General features: G+C 32.3%; 12 protein-coding genes. All 12 read right to left on the reverse strand.

The window, feature by feature from the left end; genetic code table 11:
* Positions 1 to 44: 44 nt before the first annotated feature.
* The 12 genes from ACO5J6_RS02945 to ACO5J6_RS03000 all read right to left on the reverse strand — a co-directional run bounded on the left by ACO5J6_RS02945 (position 45) and on the right by ACO5J6_RS03000 (position 13,159).
* The gene (locus ACO5J6_RS02945; RefSeq protein WP_485641957.1) at positions 45 to 788 is read right to left on the reverse strand and encodes a glutamine amidotransferase; all 744 of its coding nucleotides are present in this window, start codon (positions 786 to 788) and stop codon (positions 45 to 47) included.
* Between the two features lie 18 nt (positions 789 to 806).
* Positions 807 to 2,066 (reverse strand): M20 family metallopeptidase, encoded by a 1,260-nt coding sequence (locus ACO5J6_RS02950; RefSeq protein ID WP_485641958.1) that lies wholly within the window; start codon positions 2,064 to 2,066, stop codon positions 807 to 809.
* A gap of 12 nt (positions 2,067 to 2,078) precedes the next feature.
* A complete protein-coding gene (locus tag ACO5J6_RS02955) occupies positions 2,079 to 3,020 on the reverse strand; it encodes a nucleoside hydrolase (RefSeq protein WP_485641959.1) in 942 nt (313 codons plus the stop codon).
* Positions 3,021 to 3,037: 17 nt separating this feature from the next.
* Positions 3,038 to 3,964: an ABC transporter permease gene (locus ACO5J6_RS02960; RefSeq protein ID WP_485641960.1), complete on the reverse strand. Its 927-nt coding sequence runs from the start codon at positions 3,962 to 3,964 to the stop codon at positions 3,038 to 3,040.
* Positions 3,965 to 3,966: 2 nt separating this feature from the next.
* Entirely contained in the window at positions 3,967 to 5,010 is a 1,044-nt protein-coding gene (locus ACO5J6_RS02965; RefSeq protein WP_485641961.1) for an ABC transporter permease, read from the reverse strand.
* Positions 5,000 to 6,523, reverse strand: a complete 1,524-nt coding sequence (locus ACO5J6_RS02970; RefSeq protein WP_485641962.1) for an ABC transporter ATP-binding protein — start codon at positions 6,521 to 6,523, stop codon at positions 5,000 to 5,002. Before ACO5J6_RS02970 ends, ACO5J6_RS02965 begins: the two co-directional genes overlap by 11 nt.
* A 23-nt stretch (positions 6,524 to 6,546) precedes the next feature.
* Complete coding sequence (locus ACO5J6_RS02975) at positions 6,547 to 7,611, reverse strand: BMP family lipoprotein (RefSeq protein WP_485641963.1); 1,065 nt, start codon at positions 7,609 to 7,611, stop codon at positions 6,547 to 6,549.
* Between the two features lie 102 nt (positions 7,612 to 7,713).
* A complete protein-coding gene (gene rbsK / locus ACO5J6_RS02980) occupies positions 7,714 to 8,640 on the reverse strand; it encodes a ribokinase (protein ID WP_485641964.1) in 927 nt (308 codons plus the stop codon).
* Between the two features lie 375 nt (positions 8,641 to 9,015).
* Positions 9,016 to 9,951, reverse strand: a complete 936-nt coding sequence (locus ACO5J6_RS02985) for a nucleoside hydrolase (RefSeq protein ID WP_485641965.1) — start codon at positions 9,949 to 9,951, stop codon at positions 9,016 to 9,018.
* Between the two features lie 122 nt (positions 9,952 to 10,073).
* Entirely contained in the window at positions 10,074 to 11,288 is a 1,215-nt protein-coding gene (locus ACO5J6_RS02990) for an ABC transporter permease (protein WP_485641966.1), read from the reverse strand.
* Positions 11,289 to 11,981, reverse strand: a complete 693-nt coding sequence (locus ACO5J6_RS02995) for an ABC transporter ATP-binding protein (protein WP_485641967.1) — start codon at positions 11,979 to 11,981, stop codon at positions 11,289 to 11,291.
* A 26-nt stretch (positions 11,982 to 12,007) separates the two neighbouring features.
* Positions 12,008 to 13,159, reverse strand: a complete 1,152-nt coding sequence (locus tag ACO5J6_RS03000) for an efflux RND transporter periplasmic adaptor subunit (protein ID WP_485641968.1) — start codon at positions 13,157 to 13,159, stop codon at positions 12,008 to 12,010.
* Positions 13,160 to 13,162: the final 3 nt, after the last annotated feature.

Below are 13,162 nucleotides of genomic sequence, written 5' to 3' on the forward strand. Positions count from 1 at the left end.
CATTATTTTATATTTTTAACGGTGTGCTTGTCAATGTTTATTTATTATGAAGTGAGCCACTTTATAATATTCTGCCATAATTTATCATAATATTTCCATTCCACAAATTCTTTTGAGCCCCAGTGAGGTGCACAGTCAGAAGTGAATGCCACACTTTTTCCTTTCCCAAATTTTCCTGTCGCTATAAAAGGATCTTCGTTTATAATCGCTATTACTTCTCCTTTCGTATTATCGGCTATAGTTTTATTATATCCTAAAAAGAAAGGAAATTCACCTTCTATACCTTCAAATATTTCATGTTTTTTCACAGTTTTAGGTACAATTCCTTCAGGTTTTTCAACCCTGTCATCATATTTCAACAAATTTACAGGTAAAATATCTTTTACTTCCGTTTCTCCATATCTTGTTTTAGCATCTATTCCTGTAAAAGACATATATCCTCCTACCATGCAAAATCCGCCTCCATTTTCGACATATTCTTTTATCAGTTCACATCTGTTGGGAGTTTTTTCGCTTCTTGAAAAAGTAGCTGCCGGCAGCAACAGAGTATTTGAGCCTATATCTGACAATATTACGACATCATATTCCGAAATTTCTTCTTTAGTTTTTGGAAATTTCTCACTCGCATAATGATTTGGAATAAAAGTTACCTGATGATTTGCTTTTTCAAGAGCTTCTTTCAGCCATTTTACACCTTCTTCATAAGTGCTTGTCGTAAATGTATCAAACCCTTTTATATGTATAGTATGACTTGTCCATGATTCTCCTGCTATTAATATTTTTGACATATCTTCCTCCTAAATTTTTTATTTAAAATTCAATATAATATTGGCATAATTAATTATATATTTATAATATTCATTAATATCCAGTCTTTCATCTATTGTATGACAATCTTTTAAAAGTCCCGGACCTAATATTACAGTCGGTATTTTTGATATATTTGAAAAAACCCTTGCATCATTTCCTGCCGTTCCTCCTGCAATATCAATATTATTGTCAGTTAATGCACAAGTTTCCTTTATATATTTGACAAATTTATCTTCCTGATTTATTTCAAACCCGCTTCCCATTTGATATATTTCCAGTTCAGGAATATTATTTTTCAAAAATTCGTCTCCTTGTGCCCTTTCAAATATTTTTTCTTCAAATTCTTTTTTTACCTGACTATATGACATCTCACCCGGAATATAATGTATACACAAATCAAATTCACAATAATCAGGAACTGTAGAACCCGCACTTCCTCCTTTTATTACTCCTACATTTATTGTAGGAGGCGGAAGTAACGGATGTTTGTATTTCATAAGCCATTTTTTCTCAAGTTCATTAATGGCTTCTATAAGTTTGATTGCTTTTTCAATCGCATTTATTCCTTTCCATTTTTCAGCCGAATGCAGTGCAATGCCTTTTACTTTTACTTTGAAAAATACAAATCCCATATGGGCAACTAAGATTTTATTATCTGACGGCTCACATACAATAACTCCGTCTCCCTGAATATTTCCGTTTATTGCCGTAACAATGCTGCCGTTTCCTCCGCCCTCTTCATCTGCTACAGAGTTTATTATTATGTTACAGGGTAATTCCATATTTGAGTCTTTCAGCAGTTTTATAGCCATAATTGCTGCCATTAATCCGCCTTTCATATCGGTCGTACCCCGTCCATAAATATACTTTTCGGTAATTTCTCCAAAGGGATTATATTTCCAATCTTCCTTATTTCCGATTGGCATTGTATCCACATGACCGTTAAATATCAATGTTTTATCATTTTTCCCTTTAAATTCGACTATAAGGTTATATCTGTCATTATTATTATGTCCTAAGTTTCCTTCATTATATTTTTCCAATGCTTTTTTCAAAATATCATCGTCCAAATATTCCCTTTCGATTTTAAAAGCACCTAATTCATTGAATAAATTTTCCAGAAAAATTTGTCCGTTTTTTTCATTTCCGCCTTTTATTCCATGACCAATTGTCTGAGTATCTATCTCTATAAATTTTTTTAAATAGTCTAAATATTCAGATTTCTTTTTTTCAAATACATCTAATAATTTACTCAATTATATCACTTCCTAAACGTGATTATTATATAATTTCAGATTTTCATAAACAAGGTTCCAGAATCTGTCAAAATCAAGTTTTATTGCTACGTCGACATTAGGTTTTTTCTTAAGTATTCCAAAATAATCACATAATGTTCTACCGTATGACCTTTCGCTCCAAAGTTCGATTTCACAGAACATAGGTTTCACTTCTATACATTCAGGGTCAATTATATATGCAATAGTAGTAGGATCATGAACGGGAGGAGCAGTCCAACCAAAGACATTTTTCTGAGAAGCTGCAAAAAATTCCATTAAGTCTACAAATAATTTTGATGCTTTGTTATTCAGTGATTTTATTTTTTCTACTACTTCTTTAGTTGCCGAAGCCTGTCTTGTCAAGTCCAGTCCCATCATTACCAGCTTCACTCCCGAACTGAATACGATATGTGCCGCATCGGGGTCTGCAAGAATATTAAACTCTGCTGCAGGTGTCATATTTCCTAACTGATATGAACCGCCCATTAATACTATTCTATTAATTTTTTCTATTATTTTAGGTTCAAATCTTATTGCCATTCCGATATTAGTTAACGGACCTGTAGGAACAAGAGTTATTTTTTCATCCGAATTCATTAAAGTGTCTATAATAAAATTTACTGCATGTTTATTTTCAGCCTTTATTTTCAATTCTTCAAATTTTGGACCGTCCAATCCTGTTTCCCCGTGTATATCATCCGCAATCAGCTGTTCTCTTATCATAGGTCTTGACATTCCTGAATAGACAGGAACATTCAAATTCAGATGATTACAAACCTTAAGAGCATTATTTACCGTTTTTTCAAGTTTTTGATTTCCTGCGACAACTGTAATTCCTAATAATTCAATTTTTGGATTTATCGCAGCCAGCATTATCGCTACGGCATCATCATGTCCGGGGTCGCAATCCAAAATTATTTTTTCCTTTTGCATTTTCTATATTCCTCCTTTTATATTGCACTTCTTCTTTTCTTTATTTTTTTATACTGTCTTATCATCGAGATACTCAATATTGAAATCGTAATAATATACGGCAGCATAAGTACAAATTGGGACGGAAAACCGTAAGCTTGCAATCTTGCTCCTACTGAATCTGTAAATCCGAATATTAGACATCCGATAGTTGTAAAAATAGGATTTGCTGCACCGAAGAACATCGCAGCCACTCCCATAAATCCGCGTCCGTTTGTCATATTTTCAGTAAAAAGGTTTGAATATCCCAAAGACAAATGAGCTCCTGCAAGTCCGCCTATTACTCCTGAAATCAATATCACTTCAAATTTTCTTTTATATACATCTATTCCTGCGGTTTTTGCAGCTTCAGGATTTAGACCTATACTTCTTGTTCTAAGTCCCCATACAGTTTTATAAAGTAAGAACCATAAAAATATTATTAAAGGTATGCTTAAAATTTCAAATAATGAATAATCATTAAAAAGACTGTTCAATACTTTGTTTCCTTCAAATATTTTCAAATGAATTTGCGGTATTGAAACATTATCTTTTAGTGTAAAACTTCCCGAAACTCCCAGTAACTGCTGCAATAAAAATCTTGTCAATGCCAGGACTAATAAATTAATGACAGTACCTACTGCAAATATATCTCCTTTATATTTCAAATGTGCTACTCCCATAATTGCCGCTATGATTACGCCGGCTATTACCGCAGCTATTACTGCCAGTATCCAGCTTCCTGTTATAAAACATACATAAACCGCTATAAATGCTCCCATCAGCATTATTCCTTCTACTCCGACATTCAGTATATCAGCCTGCTGAGTTATAACAGATGCAAAAGCTGCCAGAAGAATTGGTGTAGTTGCTCTGACAGTTGCATGAATAATCGTATAGTCTATTACTGAAAAAATCTTATTCATAACTACACCTCTTTTCCTTTTTTGATTTTTTTCCTAAATTCAAACAGTTTTTCCATTGTTACCAGTAAAATAAACACTGCTATAATTATATCTATTAAAGATTTGGGAATACCTGTATGTCTTTCCAAGCCCAATGAACCTGATTTCAAAGCCGCAATAAATAGACTTAAAAACGGTAATGCCACTATACTTCCTTTGGCGATTAATGCTGCCAGCATACCGTCAAATGCAATATTTGAAGAAAAATTATCCAAAAATACGCCGTAAATACCCATAACTTCAATAGCTCCTGTCAATCCACCTATTGCACCGCTCAACATCATCCCTGTTACCATTATTTTTTTTGATTTTATTCCTACATATTCCGAAAAATTAGGATTCATTCCCGTAGAACGTATTTCAAATCCTAACTTTGTCTTTTTCAGCAGGTAATATACTAAAATACATACTATTATCGCGATAAATATACCTACATTGGCTCTGCTCGGTTTCAATATTTTTATGAGTGCCGCACTTTTCTCGATAGGTTTAGTCTGGGAAATCCCTGTTTTTCCTGATAAAGGTCCGCTTACAAGATATGAAGTTATATATACTGCTACATAATTCATCAATATGGTTACACATACCTCATTTACATTATAGAAAGCCTTTAAAAATCCTGGAATAAATGCCCATAATGCTCCAATAATCATCGCTGCCAAAAAACATATCAATATATGGAGTAAAGACGGCATACCTTTTAGTGTGTATCCTACATATGCTGCCGCTATGGCTCCTAAATACAGTTCTCCCTCCACTCCTACATTAAAGACACCGACACGTGATGAAACAATAAAAGCAAGTCCTGTCAGCAATAACGGAACAAACTTCTCAATTGTCGTTCCAAGGTTAAAATTTCCTATAAAAGCACTTTTAAATAACTGAGTATATACTTCAAAAGGATTTTCTCCCATAAATGCCATAACCATTCCGCTCAATACAACGCAGACTATTATAGAAAATAAGACACTTAGATATTTACTGTTTATTATCTTTTTATATAACATCTTTTTCTTTACCTCCGGTCATTAAAAATCCTACGTTTTCTTCATTTGCATTTTTTGAATCCAAGTCTCCGACTATTTTCCCTTCATACATTACCAGTATTCTATCAGATAACGTCAATATTTCTTCCAGTTCTGCGGAAATAAGCAAAACACCTTTATTTTTATCCCGATATTCAACTATATTTTTTCTTATAGTTTCTATTGAGCCTATATCTATTCCTCTTGTAGGCTGGGATGCAATCAGTAGATCAGTATCGCTTTCCAGCTCCCTTGCAACTACTATTTTCTGGGCATTTCCTCCTGACAGATTTTTAGTCGTAATATTAAAATTGGCAGGTCTTATATCAAATTTTTTTATTGTATCTTCAGAAAATTTATTAATTTCTTTTTCTTTCAAATTAATCACGCCTGAAAAAGCACTGTCTGAAAATTTCGTAGCTATTAAATTTTCTTTTATGTTCATCTCTCTGTTCAGACCTCTTTTATTTCTATCATCGGGAATATGTGCAATACCTGTTTTTCTTATAAATTGAGGCGTCATATTTGATATTTGAGTATTTTTGAAATATATTTTACCTTTTTCAACTTCTCTTAAACCTGTTATTGCTTCTACAAGTTCTTTTTGTCCATTTCCGTCGACCCCTGCTATTCCCAGTATTTCGCCTCTTTTTAATGAAAAGGACAGTCCTCTTATTTTTGATAGCTCTCTATCACTTGGAACATAAATATCTTCTACTTTTAAAATAACTTCTTCTGCTTCCATTTTCTTCTTTTTTACTTCCAGTAATACTTCCCTGCCTACCATCATTTTTGCCAGTTTTGTCGGTGAAGTATCTTTTTTCAATACGGTATCAATGTATTTACTGTCTCTCATTACTGTAATCCTGTCGCTGATTTTCATTACTTCATTTAATTTATGAGATATGAAAATAATTGATTTTCCGGATTTTTTCAGATTATCCAAAATTTCAAACAGTTTTTCAGTTTCCTGAGGCGTAAGAACGGCTGTAGGTTCGTCTAAAATAAGAATATCCGCACCTCTATACAGAGTTTTTATTATTTCGACTCTTTGGGCTTCTCCAACTGATATATCCTTTATTTTTTTATTTATCTGAATATCCAAATTATATTTTTTTACATATTCCAAAACTTTTGTCTTAGCTTTATTAAAATCAACCATGACCATTGACTGTTTGGGTTCAAAACCGAGAATTATGTTTTCAAGAACTGTCATTTCATTTACTAACATAAATTCCTGATGAACCATACCTATTCCGAGATTTATCGCCTCTTTTGTAGTATAATCTTTCATCTTTTTATTATATATTTCTATATTTCCTTCATCAATAGGATATATGCCATATAATATTTTCATCATTGTAGATTTTCCTGCACCGTTTTCTCCTATTAATGAATGAATTTCTCCTTCAAATAAATTAAAATTTCCGTTTTTTATTGCCTGAACTTCTCCAAAAGTTTTCACAATATCTGTCATTTTAATTATTTCTTTCAAAATAATTCCTCCTATTTTAGAACTTATTCAACTTTAAATCCCGGATAAGATTCTACTTTTATTTCTCCTTTTTTTATTTTTTCAGTTAATTCATTGATTTTTGTCAGTATGTCCTCAGGAAATTTATCTTTTAAGGCACTTTTTATTACTGCCATATCTGTCAGGCCAACTCCGCCATTACTTGCGTCCATTCTTACGATTTCTCCGCCTTTAAAACTGCCTTCATATGCCTGTTTTATCATATTGTATGTCGCAACATCCACTCTTTTAAGCATAGATGTCAGTATAAAGCCGGGATATATGTCATCCTGATTTATATCTACTCCTATTGCATATTTTTTACTGTCTTTAGCCGCTTCCAATATTCCGTTACCGGTATTTGAAGCTACATTCATTATAATATCTGCTCCCTGACTGTATTGGGCAAGAGTCAGCTCTTTTCCTTTTAACGGGTCATTGAAAGTTCCTGCAAAAGATACTAATACTTTTGTCTGAGGATCGATATAAGCAGCTCCCTGTTTATATCCAGTCAAAAAATCCTGTAATACGGGTATATCCATTCCGCCTACCCAACCTATTATTTTTTCTCCATTGACATTAGGAATATCTGTCTTTTGAGTAAATAACGCTGCTGCTGCACCTGCTAAGAAAGAACCTTCATTTTGAGCAAATATAACCGAAGAAACATTAGGTTTTTTGACTACACTGTCAATAATCCCTATTTTCATATCTTTAAACTCATCTGCGTGATTATTTACTATATCTGTAAATTGTGAAGATATTGCCAAAACCAAGTCATAGCTGTCATCTGAAGCGGCTGAAACAAAATTTGTTTCCCAATCGGACGGAACTTTAGATTCGAGAACTTTAAATTCTATTCCAAATTCTTCCTGTGCCTTTTTCAATCCCTCATAAGCAGAGTCATTAAATGATTTATCTCCTAAGAACCCTGCAAATACAACTGCAACTTTCATTTTTTTCTTTCCGTTGCCACTTTTTCCATTTTCGTCATTTTTCTTCCCGTTTCCGCAGGAAATTAATAATAAACCGATTAATAATAATAACGTTACTTTTAAAAACTTTTTCATTTTATTTACCTCCAAATTAATATAATTATGTTTTATGAAAGCTTGTAATCCAGTATTATTATTCTGTATTATGTAATCGCTTACATTAATAAATAAAAAATTTTAATTATCTTTATTTTTTTCAATAAATTCTTCTATTTCTTCCTTAGTAGGAATTGAATCCTGTGCTCCCTGTCTTGTAACGACTATGGCTGAAACTGCTGTTGCATATTTTATTGCTTTGTCCGTATCTCCGCAATCACATATTTTCATGGCAAATGCACCGATAAATGAATCTCCCGCTGCCGTAGTATCGACTGCTTTTACTTCATAAGCATCATATTTTTTGACATTATCATTTTCATCAAAAAGAACACTGCCATTATCTCCTAATGTAAGGATAATATTTTTTATATTGTTCTCTTTCTTTTTATGAAATATTTTTCCTATATAGACTTTATCATTAATTCCTATATCGAAAATTTCTTCCATTTCAGTTTCATTTAATATTAAATAATCTGTATTGGCAAAAATTTTATCATCTAATTTTGATGCGGGAGCAGGATTAAATATTGTAATTTTTCCAAGTTCTTTCGCCTTTGAAAGGGAAAATTTGACCACATCAAGGGGAATTTCATTTTGAAGTATCACTATATCACTTTCAGCTATTACATTAATTTTATTCTGAATATGTTCCTGCGTAATTTCAAAATTACTTCCCGGAATTACGATAATGTTATTATTACCGTTTTTATCTACTGTTATGATTGCCCTTCCTGTTAATTTATCACTTTTAATTATATTATCGGACTTAACATTATTTTTAATCAGGTTCTGGATTAAATTTTCTCCTTGAGTGTCATTTCCTGTCATTCCTATCATTTCAACATTCATTCCTAATTTTGCTATGGCAACAGCCTGATTTGCTCCTTTTCCTCCACAGCTCTCATAAAATTCATTGCTGAAAATAGTTTCACCTAATTTAGGAAGATTTTCAACTTTTGCAGTCATATCCATATTTAAACTACCTATTACAAGTGCTTTTTTCATTTTTTCACCTCCTCTTTTCAAAAAATTTCATTTTCTTTCAAAATGTAACCGCTTACATAACTTTCTTATTATAAATATACCTCATTTTTTACAAAAAGCAAGAGCAAAAAAATAAAATAAATTCAAAAAGACTGCTTTAAAATAGGAAATAAGCACTTTATTGACAAGAAATTTTTTTCAATGTCATTAAAAATAATAATTTCCGATTTAAAACAGTCCTATTTAGGAATTATATCTTACTATATTTTATTTTTTGTTATTTGTTCTTTCTATTGTTATTTTTATATTTTCATTATACTAAATAATATTATATTATCTTTTTGAAATCTGTTTTCTTTAAACCTTTTCTTTTTTATTCTGACATATAATTCTCTATTATTTTTCTATTACATTAAAGATAATATCCCAAAATTTGTCCAGATTAATTTCTATAGATGTATAAATATCCGAGCTTGATTTTTCCGAACTATCCGAACAGCCGCATTTACCGCATATTGTCTGTCCATATCTTTCGCTATCTCTTATTTCTATCTCGCAGTCAGTTTTTTCCAATTTTACTATATTTTCATCAATCAAATAAACTAAAGTAACTACATCATGCAGTGTATGATAGATAAAATTCCCGTTTTCATCATATCTCTTAGGAAAATGTAATATCTGATATAAAAAATCCGACTTTTTCGTATTTATGTCTCTAATTTTTTTTATTATGACCTCATCAGGCAAAGTTTTATTTGTTACTTCAAGGGATATCATTCTTATCGAAACTCCTGAAGAAAAAACTATTGATGCAGCTTCAGGGTCGGCATAGATATTAAATTCGGCATAAGGAGTTACATTTCCACCTTTACAACTTCCTCCCATAAGAACTATTTTTTCAATCTTTTCTTTTATTAACGGTTCAAGTTTTAGTGCCATTGCAATATTAGTAAGCGGTCCTACAGGAACAAGCGTTATCTTTTCATTGCTGTTCAAGAGAGTATCTATTATAAAATTGACAGCGTGTTCCGATTTTTCTTTTTTATCAGTATCAGGAAGTTTAATCCCGTCAAGCCCTGTTTTTCCATGAAAATCTTCAGCTATTATCTGTCTTTTTCTCATTAGAGGAGCTGTCATTCCTTTATAGATAGGAATGTTCAAATTCAGATAATCACATATTTTTAAAGCATTGATTGTTACTTTTTCTATAGTTTGATTTCCTGCAACAGTAGTTATTCCGAGTAAATCAAATTTTTCATGAACTCCTGCAAGCATTATTGCTATAGCGTCATCATGTCCCGGATCACAGTCTAAAATTATCTTTTTTTTCATTTTTATACTCTCCTGATTTTATCATATTTTATAATTATTCTTGAATATAATTACTTATATCCTTGTTTTCTTCATTTTGAAAATAACTTTTTTCAAATCACAAAAATATTTAATAATAATTTTTAATCAACTCTCAACGCTTCCATAGGTTCCAGTGAAGCCGCCTTTTTAGCCGGATATACTCCAAATATCAATCCGATCATAGTCGAAACAAATATACATATGACTACTACCGTAGGACTTAATATTGGTGTGGTTTTTATAAAAATACCTATCAGCAGAGCTGTCAAATACCCAAATACTGCTCCGATTATACCACCAAAAAATGTTAAAATAATAGCTTCAATTAAAAACTGAACAAGAATATCTTTTGTCTTTGCTCCAATAGCCTTTCTAAGTCCAACTTCTCTAATCCTTTCGGTAACACTTACAAGCATTATATTCATAACTCCTATTCCTCCTACAAATAGCGAAATAGCAGCAACTCCGCTTATAAACAGTGAAAGCATGCTAAGGATATTGTTAAACTGGTCAAGTCCCTGACTTGTGGAACTTACACTATAAGTATTGGGAGAGCTTCCTCTTGATTTTAAAGATTGCTTGACCACTTCCATTACTCTTGCCATATCATTGGCGTCCGTCGCCTTTGCCTGTAAAGCGGTAAATTTATCCTGTTCATTACCGTTTATATGGTTCAGATAATTATTCGGAAGAAGCCCCATTGCAGGCACCTGATCGTCTTCACCCATACTCAGACTTGCAAAAGGATCTTTAAATACTCCGACGATTGTTACAGTCTGGCTGTTTTTTCTAAAATTTAAAGTCAACTTTTTACCTATCGGGTTTTGTCCCGGATACATTTTTTCAGCCGTTGTACTATCTATCATTACATATTTCCCGTCTTTTCTATATTCGTTAGGTAAAAACTTTCTTCCCCTTAATACTGTATAATTTGACATTTTAAAGTAATCTTCCGTTACTCCCGTTCCTATAAACATTTTGGTGTTATCTCCTACTGATATTCTTGCATAAGTACTTGACGTAGGTGTAACTGCTTCAATTCCTTCTATTTTTTTTAATTTTTCTATGTCTTTTGTTGTAAGCAAATCCTGTGTCTTATATGTTTGTCCGGGTGAAGTGTCTACTGATATATCAAAATTTGATACTCCTAATTTATTCAGGTCTCCTGTAATATTTTCCTGAACTCCCGCACCAAGGGATGACATCATTACAACAGCGGATATTCCGATTATTATCCCAAGCATTGTCAGAAAAGAACGCACTTTATAACTAAATAAATTTGATACGGACAGTTTTAATAATTCAAGAAAATCCATTTATACTCCTCTCCTGTTATGAACAATTTCATCTTTTTCTATTACTCCGTCTTTTAATCTTATTATTCGTTTACAATGTTCAGCAACATCTTCTTCGTGGGTAACCATTACTATAGTCGTACCTTTATCATTCAGATTTTTAAATATTTCAAGGACTTCTTCTCCTGATTTTGTATCCAAATTTCCTGTAGGCTCATCGGCTAAAAGTATTCTCGGATTATTTATTATCGCTCTTGCAATTGCTACTCTCTGTCTTTGTCCTCCCGACATTTCATTAGGTTTATGATGAATTCTGTCTCCTAATCCGACACTTTTCAATGCTTCTGTTGCTTTTTTAATTCTTTCACTTTTTTTAAGTCCTGCATAAAGGGCAGGAAGTGCCACATTTTCAACTGCCGTCATTTTAGGAAGCAAATTAAAAGTTTGAAAAACAAATCCTATCTTTTTATTTCTCACTTCTGCCAGTGCGTCCCCTTTTATAGTCGATACATCCTGTTTATCTAAAATATATTTTCCTGATGTCAGACTGTCCAAACAGCCTAAAATATTCATAAGAGTGGATTTTCCGCTTCCTGAAGGACCCATAAAAGCCACATATTCTCCTTCACTTACTGAAAGATTTAACTTTTTTAAAACTTCCAGTTCCATATTACCGTTTTTATAAACTTTTACTATATCGCTTACTTTTATCATAAAAATTACCTCTGACTATTATTTTTTTACATTGGAGGGCCTCCAGGACCCCCTTTTTTCCTTTTACTTTGTTTTTGAGCATTCTCTTCATTGCTATTTCTATTTTTTGAAGGGTCTACTATTTTTATTTTATCTCCGTCTTTGAGAGCTTCGTCAACTACTGTAATTATTCTTTCTCCCACTGATAATCCCGAAGTAATTTCGTAATAGGAATCATCATTAGTTCCTATTCCTATTTCTTTTTTAGTTATTTTGTTACTTTTATCTACGGTAAATACATAATATTTATTATTTTCATTCATTACGGCACTATAAGGAATTTTTATTATATTTTTACTTTCATTATAAAAAATTGTCGCATTTATTGTAGCACCGGGTCTTAGACTTTTAACATCATTCAGTTTTATAGTAACTTTTGTATCACTTTCATCTAAATTGGTATTTTTAGTTGCTACTCCCGATATTTGGGAAACTGTTCCTTCAATTTTTTCACCGGCAGGCAGTGCATCGGATGTTATTTCTACCCTCTGTCCTATGGCAACTTTCTGTATTTGAGTATCGGTCAGGCTGACTTCCACTTTCATATTTTTAGAATCTGATACTTTAAATAATGTTGTTTCCGTATTCACACGATAATTTTCATCAGCTGTCATTGCCGTTATTACTCCGTCAACAGGACTTTTTATATTATCCACTAACAGTGAATAATCTTCTCTCAGTGAAGAGAGTTCCAGTTGAGCAGTCTGTAAAGCTATTCTCGCGTCATCTACCGATACGGCAGAAGCTCCTCCTATCTTTTTCAGTTCGGAAGCATTTCTTAAATCTCTTTGTTTTTGCTGTACTTCCAAACTCTTTATCTGGATTTTTCTTTGAATTTCATTTTTATCGGCAGGATAAAATGTCAGAACGATATCGCCTTTTTTTACATTATCTCCGGCTTTAAAAAATACTTTACTGACTCTCTGACTTGCCGTAGTATAGACGGCAACCTCATTTTCAGATACTACTTGTCCTGTTTTTTCAATGGAAAGACTGATGTCTCCTCTTTCTACAGTAGTAACTTCATACTCCTGAGCATCATTTTTTTTCCCGCAGGCAATTAGAAATAATAAGAATAATATAAAAAAACTTATTATTTTACTGCTTTTATAAAGCGGGGTCAATTTCTCCTTTAACACAAA

It is taken from the genome of Pseudoleptotrichia sp. (assembly GCF_057270515.1).

Excerpts from the sequence above, each read along its gene's own strand:
- ACO5J6_RS02945 (WP_485641957.1), bottom strand. The coding sequence starts at position 788 with ATGTCAAAAATATTAATAGCAGGAGAATCATGGACAAGTCATACTATA.
- ACO5J6_RS02955 (WP_485641959.1), bottom strand. The coding sequence starts at position 3,020 with ATGCAAAAGGAAAAAATAATTTTGGATTGCGACCCCGGACATGATGAT.
- ACO5J6_RS02960 (WP_485641960.1), bottom strand. The coding sequence starts at position 3,964 with ATGAATAAGATTTTTTCAGTAATAGACTATACGATTATTCATGCAACT.
- ACO5J6_RS02965 (WP_485641961.1), bottom strand. The coding sequence starts at position 5,010 with ATGTTATATAAAAAGATAATAAACAGTAAATATCTAAGTGTCTTATTT.
- ACO5J6_RS02975 (WP_485641963.1), bottom strand. The coding sequence starts at position 7,611 with ATGAAAAAGTTTTTAAAAGTAACGTTATTATTATTAATCGGTTTATTA.
- rbsK (WP_485641964.1), bottom strand. The coding sequence starts at position 8,640 with ATGAAAAAAGCACTTGTAATAGGTAGTTTAAATATGGATATGACTGCA.
- ACO5J6_RS02985 (WP_485641965.1), bottom strand. The coding sequence starts at position 9,951 with ATGAAAAAAAAGATAATTTTAGACTGTGATCCGGGACATGATGACGCT.
- ACO5J6_RS02990 (WP_485641966.1), bottom strand. The coding sequence starts at position 11,288 with ATGGATTTTCTTGAATTATTAAAACTGTCCGTATCAAATTTATTTAGT.
- ACO5J6_RS02995 (WP_485641967.1), bottom strand. The coding sequence starts at position 11,981 with ATGATAAAAGTAAGCGATATAGTAAAAGTTTATAAAAACGGTAATATG.